The following is a 16,227-nucleotide window of genomic DNA, read 5'->3' on the forward strand; positions in this document are numbered from 1 at the left end:
GGGTAACCGCAGCACAACACCGGCTCCGCGTGGGGCGTGAGCGGGGCAGCGAGCAACAGGAGGCCGCCGGTGAGACGAGGGCGCTCGGGGGCGCCGCCCAAAAAAGCGGCGGCGCGCACCCTTACCAGTGTCGGGACCGCGACGAGTGTCGGAACCGGTCCCGGCGTCGGAACCGGTGGCGCCGGGGCGAGGGAGGTGCCGGAGGCGGTGGGCGCGGCGGAGGCGCCCGTCGAGGCCACCCGCCTGTGGCATGTCACCCTCAGCCTCTCCGGTGCCGAGGCGCCGCTGAGGGATGTCCGGCAGGCGCTCGAGCGGCTGGCCCATGACCATCCGTTCCTGCTGACCAGCCGCTACGCCAACGATCACGCCGAGATCCGCTACTGGGAAGAGGCCCGGGACCTGCACGACGCGGCGGCGGTGGCCCTGCGGCTGTGGGGCGAGCACCGGTCCACGGCCAAGCTGCCGCCCTGGGAGATCGTCGGCCTCGAGGTCATCGACCGCGACACCTATCACCAGCGCGTCGCGGAGGGGTACGGCCCGCCGCCGGCCTCGCCGGTGGGGGTGCACCCGTACTGAGCCGGGGCGTCCCTAGGGCTCGTGCTCCTCAACAGCGCGTCCCTATGGCGCGGCTTTTCCCGTCGTGAGAATTCCGTCTCGAAAAGCGGGACGGCGGAGGGCACAGGGTCGGACGCTCAGTAGGCTTCATGCATGACCAGCGCACCGACCTCGCCCCTCACCGACCCCTGGCCGAAGTCCCCGGTCCTCCAGACCGCCTACCGGGCCCGGGCCGCCGCCGCCGACCTCGCCCCGCTGCCGCGCGCGGCCAAGGACGACGCGCTGCTGGCGATGGCCGACGCGCTCGAGGTGCGGACCAAGGAGATCCTCGAGGCCAACGCGGTCGACGTGGAGCGGGCGCGCGAGGCCGGCACCAGCGAGGCGATCGTCGACCGGCTGACCCTCACCCCCGAGCGGGTGCGGGCCATCGCCTCGGACGTACGGGACGTGGTGGCGCTGCCCGACCCGGTCGGCGAGGTGGTGCGCGGCTCGACCCTGCCCAACGGGATCGACCTGCGCCAGGTGCGGGTGCCGCTCGGTGTCGTCGGAATCATCTACGAGGCCCGGCCCAACGTCACGGTGGACGCCGCCGCGTTGTGCCTGAAGTCGGGCAACGCCGTGCTGCTGCGCGGCTCGTCGTCCGCGTACCAGTCCAACACCGCGCTGGTGAAGGTGTTGCGCGACGCGGTCGGCGGCGCCGGACTGCCCGCGGACGCGGTGCAGTTGGTGCCGGGCGAGAGCCGGGAGTCGGTGACCGAGCTGATGCGCGCCCGCGGCCTGGTGGACGTGCTGATCCCGCGCGGCGGCGCGTCGCTGATCCGTACCGTCGTCGAGGAGTCCACGGTCCCGGTCATCGAGACCGGCACCGGCAACTGCCATGTGTACGTGGACGCGCAGGCCGACCTCGACATGGCGGTCGAGATCCTGGTGAACTCCAAGGCCCAGCGGCCCAGCGTGTGCAACGCCGCCGAGACGCTGCTGGTGCACCAGGACATCGCGCCCGAGTTTCTGCCGCGCGCGCTGGACGCGCTGGCCGAGGCCGGGGTGACGGTGCACGCCGACGAGCGGGTGCTGGCCGCCGCAGAGCAGTGGGAAGGGTCCAAGGCCACGGTCGTCCCGGCGGTGATGGACGACTGGGAGACCGAGTACCTCTCGTACGACATCGCGGCGGCCGTCGTGGACTCCCTGGACGCCGCGGTGGCCCATATCCGACTGTGGTCCTCCGGTCACACCGAGGCGATCGTCACCACCTCCCAGGCGGCTGCCCGCCGCTTCACCCAGCTGGTGGACTCGACGACGGTCGCGGTCAACGCGTCCACCCGGTTCACGGACGGCGGCCAGTTCGGCTTCGGCGCCGAGATCGGTATCTCCACGCAGAAGCTGCACGCGCGCGGCCCCATGGGCCTGCCCGAGCTGACCTCGACCAAGTACATCGTCACCGGAGACGGTCACACGCGCTGAGTGGCGTCCCCCGAACGGGGGATGCCACGGACCGTCAGCGGGTACTCCGGTCGGGTGATGGCTGCGGCGCCCCGCCTCAGCCCTCCGTTCCCCCGAATACCATTTCACCCTGCCCAAATTGACCCGTCCGGTCTACTCTGAATGGGTGCCGGACGACGTGGGAGGCAAGCCGTTCCCGGACGGCGAGGAGCCCGACGACCGCAGCCACGGGGAAGCGAACGACGAGTTCGCCACCGTGGTATTCGACGAGGACTTCGTACGATCCGCCGCGATCCACGAACCCACCGCCATCGAGCGGATGCTGGCCGCCGCACAGGCCCGCGCCGACGCCGAGGCGTCCCGCCGCCGCACCGCCGGGGTCTCCCCGGAGGACGAGCTCTACGACGACGGCTACGGCCCCGACGGCGAGTTCGGCTATGAGGACGACGACGGCGACCCGGCCGACGGATTCGGCCACGACCGGGACGCCGACGGCGCCTATGGCCCGTACGGGCGGTACGGCAGCGCCGGGCGCCCTTACCGCGGCCATGCCCGCTGGCACCGCCCGGTGGCCTGGCTGCTGGCCGTCCTGATGGGCATCGGGGTGGTCGCGCTGGCCTTCACGGCCGTCTACCGCGGCGCCTCGGGCAACCGCCAGAACCCCGCCCCGCCGCCCGCCAGCAGCGGCGTGGACGCCACGCCCGCCGACCGCCCGGCCGACGTGCCGTCGGGGCGGACGGAGCCGTCAGCGCCGTCGGGGTCCGCTGATTCGGACGCGCCGGTCGCCACCGCCACGGCGGTGCCGCCCTCGCCGTGAACCGGCCCTGAACGAGCCGGGGCCGGGGCGCGCGACCGGGGCGCCCGGCCGGGTCTGTGACCGAAGTTGTGGAGTATCACCGCGTTTACCGGGGGCTGTCGCGACCTACTCTTGAGGTATGACCGGGCGTGGAAACCCTCCTGAGGGGACCCCCGAGGGCGTCCCGGGAGGTGGTGACGACGAGTATCGCTCCGTCGTTTTCGACGAGTCGTTCGTCCGCGCTGCCCGGCTCCAGGAATTCTCGGCCCAGGAGCGCATGGGCGAGCACGCCAGGGCGGTGCGCAGCCGCCACGCCTGGGCACGGGCGGGCGCCTCGCGCCAGGCCGTCCTTCTGGTGCTGCTGATCGCCTTCGCCTTCGCGGCCGCCGTCTACATGGGCGTGCGGCACCCCTACCAGAGCCCCCCGCCCCAGGCTGTCGAGCCGATGCGCAGCAGCGTGGTGCCGCTCGCGCCGCGCGGCCAGGTGCCCGGCGGGGAGCCCGCGGCCCTGTTCGAGAACAGCCCGGCCGCCACGTACGCCACCGGCGCCGAGGGCGTCACCCTGCCCGGTGTGCGGCGCACCCACAGCTTCTCCGAGAGCCAGGTGATGACCGCGCTCACCACGGCCAAGGAATACCTCGTCAAGTCGTCGCTCGACCCGGCCGTGCTCACCGGCGGCGAGGCGCGCTCCGTGCGGCTGCTGCTCGACCCGGACCAGCTCGACCAGTTCGACCGCAGCTTCGAACACCCGGTCGACGACGGCCGGTACGCGGCCACCGGCTGGCTGACCCGCTTCAACCCGGCCGAGGTGGCGCTGGCCGCGCCCGTGGTGCGCGTCCACGGCACCCTCACGGCCATCGAGCGGAACGCCGCCACCCTGGAGGTCACCGCCGACCACACCTTCGTCTACGCCGTGCGGCGGCCCCACGAGGGCGGCACCGACCACGCCTCGCTGTTCACCGTGCGGCGCGAGACGCGCTTCCGCTTCGACCGCGACGATCTGCGCGACCACCACCTGGAGGTGGCGCAGAGCTCGGTGCTGGCGGGCCCGCAGGCGTGCGCCGCGAACGCCGCCGGGTATCTGCGGCCGCTGCTGGCCGGGCAGAGCGCCAAGGGCGACGCACCGCCCGGCACCGACCCGTACACCTCCGGCCGCCCCACGGCGTCCCTGTGCGGCGTGCTCTCTCCACAAGCCATGCCGCACCTGCACCCTTCTTCGTAGCGGCTTCGCCTCCGGGCGCTCGGGTCCCCTGTCGACGGCGCTCGTCGCACGGTCGCTCGTGCCTCGCTCCCTCCTCCTCGCCCCTTTCGACAGGGGCGCGCCCTTTGGCTCAGCCGCTGGGTCGGCTTCCTGACCGCTACGGACGATCCGGCTCGGGACCGGCCTGGGGCGGGGTGCCGTCGCCAGGGCCGCCCTCGGCGGAGTCCCGGCCCGAATCCCGGCCCGAATCCCGGCCCGAATCCCGGCCCGAATCCTGGGCCGAATCCCGGGACGGGCCCTGGGAGGGGTCCTTGGGCGCCTCTTTGGCGGACGGGGCGCCGCCGCCCGTGAACTTCTCGCGCAGCTTGCTGCCCAGGTCGCCCGCGCCACCCGCCACATCCCGCACAAACGCCATCAGCGGGTCCTTGCTGCCGCGCACCGACTCCGCGTAGTGGTTCGCCGACTCCTTGAAGGAGTCGCTGATCGAGGTGTTCTTGTCCTCGTCGCGCCGCGGATAGTGACCGTCCATGATCCGCTGGTAGTCGCGGGTCGCGGCCCACTTCTTCAGCTCGGCGGCGCGCACGGTGGTGAACGGGTGGGTGCGCGGCAGCATGTTCAGGATCTTCAGAACCGAGTCCCGCAGATCGCCGCCGGCCTCGTACTCCTCGGCCTGCTCCAGGAAGGCGTCCACGTTCATCTCGTGCAGGTGGTGGCCGCCCGCGAGCTTCATCAGCCCGCGCATCGACGCCTTCAGGTCCTGCCCGACCAGCAGCCCCGCGCGGTCCGCGGACAGCTCCGACTTGCGGAACCACTCGCGCAACGCCGTCACCAGCGCCATCACCGCGACATTGCCGAGCGGGATCCAGGCGACCTTCATCGCCAGGTTGGTCAGGAACAGCAGGATCGTGCGGTAGACCGAGTGCCCGGACAGCGCATGGCCCACCTCGTGGCCCACGACCGCCCGCATCTCCTCCTCGTCGAGCAGTTCGACCAGGCCGGTGGTCACCACGATGATCGGCTCGTCCATGCCGATGCACATCGCGTTCGGCTTCGGGTCCTGTGTGACATACATCGCGGGGATCTTGTCCAGGTCCAGGATGTAGCAGGCGTCCCGGAGCATGTCGTGGAGATGTGCGAACTGCCGGTCGCTCACCCGCACCGAATCGGACAGATACAGCAGCCGCAGGCTCCGCTCGGGCAGCAGCCCGCTCAGCGCCTTGAAGGCCACGTCGAAGCCGGTCAGCTTGCGCAGCGCGACCAGCGCGGAGCGGTCCGCCGGGTGCTCGTACGCGCGTGAGGAGATGTCCGGGAACCGCTGCCGGTCACGCCCCGGCACCCGCTCCGAGCCGCCGCCCCCGCCGTTGGACATGTCGCTGTTGCTCATCTGGCCCCCTCGCCGAACCGCTCGGCTTGACTGCATGGTCGATGCCCCCACCAGCGTAGGCCGGGCGGAGCCGTCCGCGGGGCGGGGGTTAGCGTGGAGGGATGCCTGACATGACTGACATGACTGGTCTCAACGAAGTGCTCGTCGCCGTCTCCAAGGAGGACACCGGGCCGGGCGCGCTGCTGCGCATCGTCCTCGTGGTGGGCATCGTGGGCGCCGTGCTGCTCGCCTGGTTCCTGTTGCGTGGGTACAAGCAGGACTGAGATCCGGCTCGCATACGATGTGGCGGACGCACTTGCCCGCCTCGACCCGGATAGGTTCTGCCTGCGATGACCGCTTACAGCGCCGTGCACGCCCTGACGACTCTCGCCGCCGAGGGCGAGCACGTCGACAACCATCCGAGCATCAGCCCCTACATGACCGGCGGCGGGGCCCTGGTGATCCTTTTCCTGCTGCTGTGGATCACCACGCGCTTCAACCGGGACCGCTGACCGAGGTCACACTCTCCATGGGTCCCGGCGCCGGGCCGGGCCCAGTAGGGTCTGCTCGCATGGAAGAGCAGAAGGGGCACGTCAAGCGGCGGCTCGGGGTGATGGGCGGGACGTTCGACCCGATCCACCATGGTCACCTGGTCGCCGCCAGCGAGGTCGCCTCGCAGTTCCACCTCGACGAAGTGGTGTTCGTGCCGACCGGGCAGCCGTGGCAGAAGAGCCACAAGAAGGTGTCCCCGGCCGAGGACCGCTATCTGATGACGGTGATCGCGACGGCGTCGAACCCGCAGTTCTCGGTCAGCCGTATCGACATCGACCGGGGCGGCCCCACGTACACCACGGACACGCTGCGCGATCTGCGCGCGTTGAACAGTGACGCGGACCTGTTCTTCATCACCGGCGCGGACGCGCTCGCCCAGATCCTCACCTGGCGGGACGCCGAGGAGTTGTTCTCACTCGCGCACTTCATCGGGGTGACCAGGCCCGGCCACATACTGGCCGATCCGGGGCTGCCGGAGGGCGGGGTGTCGCTGGTGGAGGTGCCGGCGCTGGCGATCTCCTCCTCGGACTGCCGGGCCCGGGTCGCCCACGGTGAGCCGGTCTGGTACCTGGTGCCGGACGGCGTGGTGCGCTACATCGACAAGCGTGAGTTGTACCGGCACGACTGCTGAAGGGGCACCGGTGAACGACGGACACGACCCGTACGACCCGTACGAGCGGGATCCGTATCCCCAGGACCCGCAGATCTACGGCTACGACGCCTATGGCCGGCCGATCTACCAGCCGCAGGAGCCACAGCACGGCTACGACCCGTACGCACAAGGTCGACCACAACAGCCCCAACAACCGCAGGAGCCCCAGCAGGGTTACGGGTACGACCCGTACGCCCAGCAGCAGGCGCAGTACGGGCAGGCGCAGCAGCCCCAGTACGACCTGTACGCCGGACAGCAGCAGTACCCGCACCAGCCCGACCCACAGCAGCAGGGCCAACAGCAGGGCCAACAGCAGGGCCAACAGCAGGGCCAGCAGCAGGGCCAGCAGCAGGGCTACGGCTACTCCCCGTACGACACCTCCTCCTACGACACGTCCTACGCTCCCGGCGGCCGCCCGGCCGTCCCCCCGCAGCGCGACCCGGCGGCGGACCGGGAGGACGCGTACAAGGAGCCCGGCCCCGGTAGGCGCGAGGAGCCGCCGGCCAGGGGAACGCCCCGCGGGGAAGCGCCCTCCAGAGCCGACGCCCCCGCCGGCAAGCGGCCGGACGAGCGGCCCGACCCGGAGTCCGACCGGCAGCCCGACGGTGACGAGGCGTACCGCACCGAGCAGTTCTCCTTCGTCGAGGAGCCGGACGACGACTCCGAGGACGTCATCGACTGGCTCAAGTTCGCCGAGACGCGCTCCGAGCGGCGCGACGAGCGCAAGCGCAAGGGCCGCAACCGCCTGGTGGCGCTCGTGGTGGTCATGGTGCTCGCTGTCGTCGGCGGGGTCGGCTACCTCTGGTACGCGGGGAAGCTGCCGGGCATGTCCGACGGCGAGAAGGACGCGGCGGCCGCCGGGGGCCCGCAGAAGCGCGCCGTGATCGTGGTCAATCTGCGCGAGACCAAGGGCGGGCGCACCTCCACCGCCCTGCTGGTCGACAACGAGACCACCAAGAAGGGCGCCACCGTCCTGCTGCCCAACGCGCTCGCCCTGTCCACCGAGGACGGCGGCTCCACCACCCTCGGCCTCTCGGTGGTCGACGAGGGCTCCGACGCCACCCGCGACTCCCTGAGCACGCTGCTGGGCTCGAGTATCCAGGGCACCTGGCGGCTGGACACCCCGTACCTGGAGAACCTGGTCGAGCTGGTCGGCGGCATCACCCTGGACGCCGACGCCACCGTCCCGGGCGCCGCGAAGGGCGACGACCCGCTGGTCGAGCGCGGCAAGCAGCGTGAGCTGGGCGGTGAGGCCGCCGTCGCGTACGCCACCTACCGCGGGCAGGGCGAGGCGCAGACCAAGCAGCTCGCACGCTTCGGGCAGGTCATGCAGGCGGCGCTGAAGGAGATCTCCAGCGATGCCTCCGGCGCCACCCGCACCGTGGAGTCGCTGGCCCAGATCCCGGACCCGTCGCTGAGCGAGCAGGAGCTGGGCGCGTCGCTGGCCCGGCTGGCGGAGCAGGCCAAGAGCGGCTCCTACGACACCACCATGCTGCCCGTCGAGCCGGACGGGTCGCTCAGCGAGCAGTCCACCGACCAGGTCGTCAAGAACATCCTCGGCGGCGCGGTCAAGAACACCGACAAGGACGCGGCGCCGCGCGTCGTCGTGAAGAACGCGGGCTCCGCGCGGGGCGCGGCCAACGAGGCGCAGGTCGCCCTGGTCAACGGCGGCTTCACGGTCGTCGGCGCCACCGAGCAGGGCGGCACGCCGCAGGCGGCCTCGCAGGTGCTGTACGCCGACGCGAAGCAGGCCGCCCAGGCCAAGGAGGTCGCCAAGACGCTCGGGCTGTCCGCCTCCGCCGCACAGAAGGGCAAGGTCCCCTCGAACGCGGACATCACCGTGCTTCTCGGCCCGGACTACACCCCGAAGCGCTGACCGGGTACCGAGCGGCCGGACGGGGTGACGGTGGGGCGTGAGACCCTTGTGGGTATCACGTCCCACCGACCGAAAGCCTTGCCTGTGACCGCCACGGACCGCTCCATCGAGCTCATCAACGCCGCCGCCCAGGCAGCCGCCGACAAGCTCGCGCACGATGTCATCGCGTACGACGTCAGCGATGTGCTCTCGATCACCGACGCCTTCCTGCTGGCCTCGGCTCCCAACGACCGCCAGGTGAAGTCGATCGTCGACGAGATCGAGGAGCGGCTGAGCAAGGAGCTGGGCGCCAAGCCGGTGCGCCGCGAGGGCGACCGGGAGGCCCGCTGGGTGCTGCTGGACTACGTGGACATCGTGGTGCACGTCCAGCACAGCGAGGAGCGCGTCTTCTACGCCCTGGAGCGGCTGTGGAAGGACTGCCCGCAGCTGGAGCTGCCCGCCGACGCCCAGGCCACCCGTGGCAAGGCCGAGGAGCACGCGCACGCGCAGGGCGCCGACGGCGGGCCGGGCGGTGAGCTGAGCTGAACGGCTCCCAGGGCGGCCGCAGCCGCCGCATAGTCCTGTGGCGGCACGGCCAGACGGCCTGGAATCTGGAGCGCCGCTTCCAGGGGACCATGGACATCGGGCTGACCGAGGCGGGCGTCGCGCAGGCGCGCCGCTCGGCCCGGCTGCTGGCCGCGCTGAAGCCGGACGTGATCGTCGCCTCCGACCTCAGCCGCGCCAAGGCGACGGCCGCCGAGCTGTCCGCCGTCACAGGCCTGGAGGTCGGCTATGACTCCGGGCTGCGGGAGAGCTACGCCGGACAGTGGCAGGGGCTCACCCATGAGGAGATCACGGCGCGGTTCGGCGAGCAGTACGCGGCGTGGAAGCGCGGCGAGCCGGTGCGGCGCGGCGGGGGAGAGCTGGAGACCGAGGTGGCCGACCGGGCCGCGCCGGTCGTGTCCGCGGCCGCCGACAAGCTGCCGGACGGCGGCACGCTGGTCGTGGTCAGCCATGGCGGCACCATCCGCACCACCATCGGGCGGCTGCTCGGTCTTGAGGCGAGGGCTTGGGAGGCGCTCGGCGGGCTGTCCAACTGCTGCTGGTCGGTGCTGGGCGAGGGCGTGCGCGGCTGGCGGCTGCTGGAGCACAACGCCGGATCGCTGCCGGAGCCGGTGCTCGGCGACGACGACTGACCGGATTTCCTTTTCCGGCAGGTCACCGGCTAAGCTTCATCCCGTTCGAAGCGCTCCGGCGCAACGGAGAGCGGGGCTATAGCTCAGTTGGTAGAGCGCCTGCATGGCATGCAGGAGGTCAGGAGTTCAATTCTCCTTAGCTCCACAGATCTTTGATCGTGACGATCCCGCTTCCCTCAGAGGGAGGCGGGATCTTGCTTTTACGCCCCTGTGGCTTTTACGTCCCCGCAGCGGCGTTTTCTGCCTCCGTCTTTTCCGCCTCCGCGCCCGCCGCCCGCTCCGCCAGGATCTCGGAGACGCTCCGGGCGTGCCGGGGGCAGCCGATGAGCAGGTCGTCGATGGCGCGCAGCCGGTCCAGGTACGCCCGGCTCTGCTCGTCGCTCGGGGTGTAGACCACGACGCGGCTCTCCGGAGCCCCCTGGATCACCAGGGAGGTCGAGATCAGTCGCAGCTCGCCGACCGAGGCATGCCGCACCAGCTTGATCCGGGAGCCGGGCGGGGCGACATCCCCACTGCGCCACATCCGGGCGAACTCCTCGCTGAGGCCCAGCAGCCGGTTGATGAACTCCTCCCAGGCGGGCTCGCCCACATGGCGGCCGTATCCGCCGCGCAGCGTCGCCACCATGAGGGGCAGCTCATTGGCCCGGTTGATGAACATGGAGCAGCAGCCGGGATGGGAGAACAGCTGCCACAGGGCGTTCCGCTCGGCGTGGGGGGCTATCGCGAGCGAGGGGAAGAGGGCCCGGTACGCGTCGTTCAGCGCCAGCATGTCGTACCGCGCGTTGTAGACGACCGCCGGGAGCGGGTCCATCGCGTCGATGATGCCCTGCACCTCCGGGCCGACCGTTCGCGCCTCGTCCGCCGGGTCGGGGGCGTACGGCACCTCGGCGAGGTCGTACAGGTGCTCGCGCTCGGCCTGGTCCAGGCGCAGGGTGCGGGCCACCGCGTCCAGCACCTGTGCGCTGGCGTTGATCGGGCGGCCCTGCTCGAGCCAGGTGTACCAGGTCACGCCGACCCCGGAGAGCTGGGCGACCTCCTCCCGGCGCAGCCCCGGTGTGCGGCGGCGCAGGCCCGGGGCCATGCCCACGTCGGCGGGTGTGACCCGGGCGCGGCGGGTGCGTAGGAAGTCGGCCAGCTGCGGCCGCCGGCGGTGGGTCTTCGCTGCCATCGTCGTCTCCCCCTGAGTACCTCCGCCCTATGCTCCCCGCGGCGGCGGGTGGCTGCCAGGTGCTGTCAGTACCAGCATCGGCGGGCTCTCGTTACCGGTATCGGCCCGCCTCCACGCTCGGTCCATGACACAGACCACCCCGACCACCCCGGTGCCGCCCGGCGCGCTCGACGGCACCGGTGAATCCAGTAAAGGCGAGGCCACCGACAACCGGGCCCGGAGCCGGGCGGCGGGCCCCGGCCGGCTGCTCGCGATCGTCCTGACCGGGCAGCTCATGGCGGTCCTCGATGTCTTCATCGTCAACGTCGCCGCCCCCACCCTCCGTGCCGATCTGCATGCCTCGGGCTCCGGTCTGCAACTGGTCGTCGCGGGTTACACGATCTCCTACGCCGTGCTGCTGATCACCGGCGCGCGGCTGGGCGCCCTGATCGGCCACCGTCAGGCGTTCCTGGCCGGCCTCACGGTCTTCACCGCCGCCTCGCTGGCCTGCGGGCTGGCCCCCGGCACCGGGGCGCTGATCGCCTTCCGGTTCATCCAGGGCGCGGGTGCGGCGGTGATGCTGCCGCAGGTGCTCAGCCTCATCCAGCGGACCTTCACGGGCGCTTCGCGGGCCCGCGCCCTCGGTGCCTACTCGGCGGTGCTGGCCTCCGGCGCGGCCGCCGGGCAGGTCCTGGGCGGGGTGCTGGTGCAGGCGGATCTGTTCGGGACCGGCTGGCGCCCGGTCTTCCTGGTGAATGTGCCGATCGGCCTGGTGCTGCTGATCCTGGGGCCGCGCTGGCTGGGCGGCGCCGAGGAGCGGCCCGAGGCGCGCGCGGGCGGCGGCGCGGCGGGGCGGTCCGGGGCCCTGGACCTGGCCGGTCTGCTGCTCCTCGCGGCGGCCGTGCTGCTGTTCACCGTGCCGATGGTGCTCGGCCAGGAGTGGGGCTGGCCGCTGTGGGGCTGGGTCATGCTGGGCCTGAGCGCGGTCCTGGCGGCGGTCTTCGCGGTGTACGAGGCCCGGCTGGCCGGGCGCGGCGGGGCGCCGCTGATCTCGCCGCGGGTGGCGGGGGCGCCGGGCATGCCGCTGGCGATCGCCCGGATCGTCCTGGCGATGGCGGCCAACGCGGGCTTTCTGTTCGTGATGACGCTGCATGTGCAGGGCGCGCTCGGTTACGGCGCACTGCGGGCCGGCTGGACTTTCGCGCCCACGGCCGTGGCGTTCGGCCTGGTCGGCCTCAACTGGCGGCGCATACCGGCCCGCTGGCAGCCCGTCACCGTGCCGTCCGGATTCCTGCTGGCCGCCGTCTCGTTCGCCGGGGTCGGGCTGGCGCTGCGGGACGGATCGGACGGTGGCCCCTGGCTGTTCGCCGCCCTGGTGGGCGTCGGGACGGGGCTCTCCTTCGCCTACAGCCCCGTGCTGACACGGACGTTGGCGACCATCAGGCCGCAGGACGCGGCGGACGCCAGCGGGGTGCTGGTGACATCGGCTCAACTCGGCATGCTGACCGGCGTCGCCGTCTTCGGTGCCATCTTCCTGGGCCATGGGCCGGGCGTGGACGCCTCCGCGGACGCCCTGTGGGCGACCTGCCTGGCGCTGGCGGGCGCGGCGCTGTGCGGAGCGATTGTGGGTCTGGTGATACGTGTGGGGCATCTCCGCTGACCTGGGCGGCTTCCCGTGGCAGAATCGGCGGCCGGGGGGGATGGGGCAACGAGTTTGAGCGGGAGGGACAGTGGGATGCCGAGCAGCATTCTGCGGTGCCCGTCCTGTGGCTCAGGGGAGGTGGCCCAGGTCCTCGGTGACAACGGCGGTGTTTCCTACGTGTGTACGGCCTGCGGCCACAGCTGGAGCTGAGTGAGATTGGGAGCGCACAGCCGGAAGTGCGACTGGTGCGGCAGCGGGACGCCGATCGTGCGTGACATGGAGCCGCTCAACCCCGACTACCAGTACTGGTGTGTGGAGTGCGCGCGGGCGCTGATCATCAAGGGTGACCCGATCGAGACGTACCGGGAGCTCGAAGGGGAGCCGATCTATGGACGGCTCCTCGACGAGCACTGCACCCTGAAGCGTTTCTATTCCTTCGCGACGGCGTAAAGGGCGCGTGTCGGCGGCATGAAGGGTGCGTGCGAGGCATGCCCCGGCGCCCCCGGGAAACCGATTTGGCAGATGGCCGTGGGGGCCGTGTAATGTAGGCGATGCCGCCGGGGGGACCGGGCGGAGCAAGACCTGGGGCTATAGCTCAGTTGGTAGAGCGCCTGCATGGCATGCAGGAGGTCAGGAGTTCAATTCTCCTTAGCTCCACAGTGAGAGTGGGCGGGGCGTCCGGTGAGGACGGCCCGCCCATTGTCGTGGGCCTCCACCCATCCGGGGGCAACCTCTGTGCGTGCCATTGGTGCCCTGCGGTAACCTGTCCCCATGCGTGCCGTACGCCTTCTGCTTAGCGGGCCGCGCTGATCAGTCCCGATCGGTGATCCACCCGGTCGGAATCAGCGCGGCGTCCCCTCCTGTGCGAGGGGTCTTTTTGTTTCAGATGCGACTGCGACCAAGAGTCGCCCGGTACCGCTGGCAGAGACGATCAATGGAGCTTTGAGGACCATGAGCGAGACCAATGCCGCCCCCGAGGCGGTCGCGCCGCACCGCTACACCGCCGCGCTGGCCGCCGACATCGAGGCCCGCTGGCACGACTTCTGGGACGCGAACGGCACGTATGACGCCTCCAACCCGAGCGGTGACCTGGCCGGGGACCCCGAGGCCGCGGCGCGGCCCAAGAAGTTCGTCATGGACATGTTCCCGTACCCCTCGGGCGCCGGCTTGCACGTCGGCCACCCCCTGGGCTATATCGCCACCGACGTCTACGCCCGCTTCCACCGCATGACGGGCCACAACGTCCTGCACACCCTGGGCTTCGACGCCTTCGGCCTGCCCGCCGAGCAGTACGCCGTACAGACCGGCACCCACCCGCGGGTGAGCACCGAGGCCAACATCGAGAACATGCGGCGCCAGCTGCGCCGCCTGGGCCTGGGCCACGACCCGCGCCGCTCCTTCGCGACGATCGACCCGGACTACTACAAGTGGACCCAGTGGATCTTCCTGCAGATCTTCAACTCCTGGTACGACCAGGAGGCCGACAAGGCGCGCCCGATCGCCACCCTGGTCGAGCAGTTCGTCTCCGGTGAGCGGGCGACCCCGGACGGGCGCCCCTGGGCGGAGCTGACCGCCGTCGAGCGTGCGGACGTGCTGAGCGGCTACCGCCTGGCATACGCCTCCGACGCGCCGGTCAACTGGTGCCCGGGCCTGGGCACCGTGCTGGCCAACGAGGAGGTCACCGCCGAGGGCCGCTCAGAGCGCGGCAACTTCCCGGTCTTCAAGGCCAACCTGCGCCAGTGGAACATGCGCATCACCACCTACGCGGACCGGCTGCTGGACGACCTGGACGCGCTGGACTGGCCGGAGGCCATCAAGCTCCAGCAGCGCAACTGGATCGGGCGGAGCGAGGGCGCCCGGGTGGACTTCCCCGTGGTGGACCACCCCGACGCCAAGATCACGATCTTCACCACCCGCCAGGACACCCTGTTCGGCGCCACCTACATGGTGCTGGCGCCCGAGCACGGCCTGGTGGACGCCATCGTCCCGGCCGCCTGGCCCGAGGGCACACACGACGTGTGGACCGGCGGACACGCCACCCCGGCCGAGGCCGTCGCCGCGTACCGCAAGCAGGCCGCCGCCAAGTCCGACGTCGAGCGGCAGGCCGAGGTCAAGGACAAGACCGGCGTCTTCACGGGCGCCTTCGCGATCAACCCGGTCAACGGCGACCGGGTGCCGGTCTTCATCGCCGACTACGTCCTGATGGGCTACGGCACCGGCGCGATCATGGCCGTCCCGGCGGGCGACCAGCGCGACTTCGAGTTCGCGCGCGCCTTCGAGCTGCCGATCCGCTGCATCGTCGAGCCGACCGACGGCCGGGGCACCGACACCGCGACGTGGGTGGACGCCTTCGGGTCGTACGACGCGAAGATCATCAACTCGGCGGGCGAGGGCATCTCCCTGGACGGCTTGGGCGTCGTCGAGGCCAAGGCCCGGATGGCCGAGTGGCTGACCGGCCGCGGCATCGGCGAAGGCACCGTCAACTTCCGGCTGCGCGACTGGCTGTTCAGCCGCCAGCGCTACTGGGGCGAGCCCTTCCCGATCGTCTACGACGAGGACGGCGTGGCCCACCCGCTGCCCGAGTCGATGCTGCCGCTGGAGCTGCCGGAGGTCGAGGACTACTCGCCGCGCACCTTCGACCCCGACGACGCCGACACCTCCCCGGAGACCCCGCTGTCCCGGAACGAGGACTGGGTCAACGTGGTGCTGGACCTGGGCGACGGCGCCGGGCCCAAGCGGTACCGCCGCGAGACCAACACCATGCCCAACTGGGCCGGCTCCTGCTGGTACGAGCTGCGCTACCTGGACCCGCACAACAGCGAGCGCCTGGTCGACCCCGACATCGAGCGGTACTGGATGGGCCCGCGCGAGGGGCAGCCGACCGGCGGCGTCGACCTGTACGTGGGCGGCGCCGAGCACGCCGTGCTGCACCTGCTGTACGCGCGCTTCTGGTCCAAGGTGCTGTACGACCTGGGCCACGTCTCGTCGGCCGAGCCGTTCCACAAGCTGTACAACCAGGGCATGATCCAGGCCTATGTCTACCGGGACGGCCGCGGCATCGCGGTCCCGGCGGCCGAGGTCGAGGAGCGGGACGGCGCGTACTACTACCAGGGCGAGAAGGTCACCCGTCTGCTGGGCAAGATGGGTAAGTCCCTGAAGAACGCCGTCACCCCGGACGAGATCTGCGCCGAGTACGGGGCCGACACGCTGCGCCTGTACGAGATGGCCATGGGGCCGCTGGACGTGTCCCGGCCGTGGGACACCCGCGCGGTGGTCGGCCAATACCGGCTGCTGCAACGGCTGTGGCGCAACGTTGTGGACGAGACCACCGGCGAGGTCACCGTCGTCGACGCCGAGCCGGACGAGGCCACGCTGCGGGCCCTGCACAAGGCGATCGACGGCGTGGGGCAGGACCTGGCGAACCTGCGCTTCAACACCGCCATCGCCAAGATCACCGAGCTGAACAACCACGTCACCAAGGCCCGCGAGGTGCCGCGCCAGGTCGCCGAGGCCCTGGTGCTGCTGATCGCGCCGCTGGCCCCGCACATCGCCGAGGAGCTGTGGCGCAAGCTGGGCCACGACACCACGGTCGTCCACGAGCCCTTCCCGGTCGCCGACCCGGCGTATGTCGTCGACGAGACCGTGACCTGCGTGGTGCAGGTCAAGGGCAAGGTCAAGGCACGGCTGGAGGTGGCGCCCTCGGTCTCCGACGAGGAGCTGGAGAAGCTGGCGCTGGGCGACCCGGCGGTGGTGGCCGCGCTGAACGGGGCGGGGATCCGCAAGGTCATCGTGCGGGCGCCGAAGCTGGTGAACATCGTCCCCGCGTGA

The 16,227-nt window shown here is 71.3% G+C and carries 15 protein-coding genes and 2 tRNA genes; 15 read left to right on the top strand and 2 right to left on the bottom strand.

The genetic code is table 11. The features are described from left to right. The first annotated feature begins 69 nt into the window (after nucleotides 1-69). From ACH4S9_RS02860 to ACH4S9_RS02875, 4 genes are all read left to right on the top strand, one after another. The gene (locus tag ACH4S9_RS02860) at nucleotides 70-576 is read left to right on the top strand and encodes a hypothetical protein (protein ID WP_311722460.1); all 507 of its coding nucleotides are present in this window, start codon (nucleotides 70-72) and stop codon (nucleotides 574-576) included. A 132-nt stretch (nucleotides 577-708) separates the two neighbouring features. Next, nucleotides 709-2,016, top strand: a complete 1,308-nt coding sequence (locus ACH4S9_RS02865; RefSeq protein WP_398369380.1) for a glutamate-5-semialdehyde dehydrogenase — start codon at nucleotides 709-711, stop codon at nucleotides 2,014-2,016. A 145-nt stretch (nucleotides 2,017-2,161) separates the two neighbouring features. Further along, nucleotides 2,162-2,812 (top strand): hypothetical protein, encoded by a 651-nt coding sequence (locus ACH4S9_RS02870; protein ID WP_311722463.1) that lies wholly within the window; start codon nucleotides 2,162-2,164, stop codon nucleotides 2,810-2,812. A 118-nt stretch (nucleotides 2,813-2,930) separates the two neighbouring features. Next, nucleotides 2,931-4,013 (top strand): hypothetical protein, encoded by a 1,083-nt coding sequence (locus tag ACH4S9_RS02875; RefSeq protein ID WP_385341913.1) that lies wholly within the window; start codon nucleotides 2,931-2,933, stop codon nucleotides 4,011-4,013. Between the two features lie 136 nt (nucleotides 4,014-4,149). Here the strand turns inward: ACH4S9_RS02875 and ACH4S9_RS02880 are convergent, their stop codons facing one another. Continuing rightward, entirely contained in the window at nucleotides 4,150-5,376 is a 1,227-nt protein-coding gene (locus ACH4S9_RS02880) for a M48 family metallopeptidase (RefSeq protein ID WP_398369383.1), read from the bottom strand. Between the two features lie 110 nt (nucleotides 5,377-5,486). Between ACH4S9_RS02880 and ACH4S9_RS02885 the strand changes: the two genes are divergently transcribed. The 7 genes from ACH4S9_RS02885 (at nucleotide 5,487) to ACH4S9_RS02915 (ending at nucleotide 9,755) form a co-directional block, all read left to right on the top strand. Then, complete coding sequence (locus ACH4S9_RS02885; protein ID WP_311722948.1) at nucleotides 5,487-5,639, top strand: hypothetical protein; 153 nt, start codon at nucleotides 5,487-5,489, stop codon at nucleotides 5,637-5,639. Nucleotides 5,640-5,705: 66 nt separating this feature from the next. After that, nucleotides 5,706-5,867, top strand: coding sequence for a hypothetical protein (locus tag ACH4S9_RS02890; protein WP_398369385.1), 162 nt, complete (start codon nucleotides 5,706-5,708; stop codon nucleotides 5,865-5,867). A 59-nt stretch (nucleotides 5,868-5,926) separates the two neighbouring features. Then, nucleotides 5,927-6,538: a nicotinate-nucleotide adenylyltransferase gene (gene nadD / locus ACH4S9_RS02895; protein ID WP_311722468.1), complete on the top strand. Its 612-nt coding sequence runs from the start codon at nucleotides 5,927-5,929 to the stop codon at nucleotides 6,536-6,538. A 10-nt stretch (nucleotides 6,539-6,548) separates the two neighbouring features. Further along, nucleotides 6,549-8,435 (top strand): LytR C-terminal domain-containing protein, encoded by a 1,887-nt coding sequence (locus tag ACH4S9_RS02900; RefSeq protein ID WP_398369388.1) that lies wholly within the window; start codon nucleotides 6,549-6,551, stop codon nucleotides 8,433-8,435. A gap of 84 nt (nucleotides 8,436-8,519) precedes the next feature. Further along, nucleotides 8,520-8,960, top strand: coding sequence for a ribosome silencing factor (gene rsfS, locus ACH4S9_RS02905; protein WP_311722470.1), 441 nt, complete (start codon nucleotides 8,520-8,522; stop codon nucleotides 8,958-8,960). Next, entirely contained in the window at nucleotides 8,957-9,610 is a 654-nt protein-coding gene (locus ACH4S9_RS02910) for a histidine phosphatase family protein (protein WP_311722919.1), read from the top strand. Before rsfS ends, ACH4S9_RS02910 begins: the two co-directional genes overlap by 4 nt. 72 nt (nucleotides 9,611-9,682) lie before the next feature. Beyond that, nucleotides 9,683-9,755 (top strand) — tRNA-Ala (locus ACH4S9_RS02915). A gap of 72 nt (nucleotides 9,756-9,827) precedes the next feature. Here ACH4S9_RS02915 and ACH4S9_RS02920 read toward each other — a convergent pair. Then, on the bottom strand, nucleotides 9,828-10,778 hold the full coding sequence (locus tag ACH4S9_RS02920) for a helix-turn-helix transcriptional regulator (protein ID WP_311722471.1): 951 nt from the start codon (nucleotides 10,776-10,778) through the stop codon (nucleotides 9,828-9,830). A 124-nt stretch (nucleotides 10,779-10,902) separates the two neighbouring features. Here ACH4S9_RS02920 and ACH4S9_RS02925 point away from each other — a divergent pair, with 124 nt between their 5' ends. From ACH4S9_RS02925 to leuS, 4 genes are all read left to right on the top strand, one after another. Beyond that, the gene (locus ACH4S9_RS02925) at nucleotides 10,903-12,417 is read left to right on the top strand and encodes an MFS transporter (protein WP_385341918.1); all 1,515 of its coding nucleotides are present in this window, start codon (nucleotides 10,903-10,905) and stop codon (nucleotides 12,415-12,417) included. Nucleotides 12,418-12,675: 258 nt separating this feature from the next. Beyond that, nucleotides 12,676-12,849: a hypothetical protein gene (locus ACH4S9_RS02930; protein WP_311722920.1), complete on the top strand. Its 174-nt coding sequence runs from the start codon at nucleotides 12,676-12,678 to the stop codon at nucleotides 12,847-12,849. Nucleotides 12,850-12,983: 134 nt separating this feature from the next. Beyond that, nucleotides 12,984-13,056 (top strand) — tRNA-Ala (locus tag ACH4S9_RS02935). A 294-nt stretch (nucleotides 13,057-13,350) separates the two neighbouring features. Then, the gene (gene leuS, locus ACH4S9_RS02940) at nucleotides 13,351-16,227 is read left to right on the top strand and encodes a leucine--tRNA ligase (protein ID WP_311722473.1); all 2,877 of its coding nucleotides are present in this window, start codon (nucleotides 13,351-13,353) and stop codon (nucleotides 16,225-16,227) included.

This window comes from Streptomyces sp. NPDC021225 (assembly GCF_044332865.1).
Taxonomy (GTDB): Bacteria; Actinomycetota; Actinomycetes; order Streptomycetales; family Streptomycetaceae; genus Streptomyces.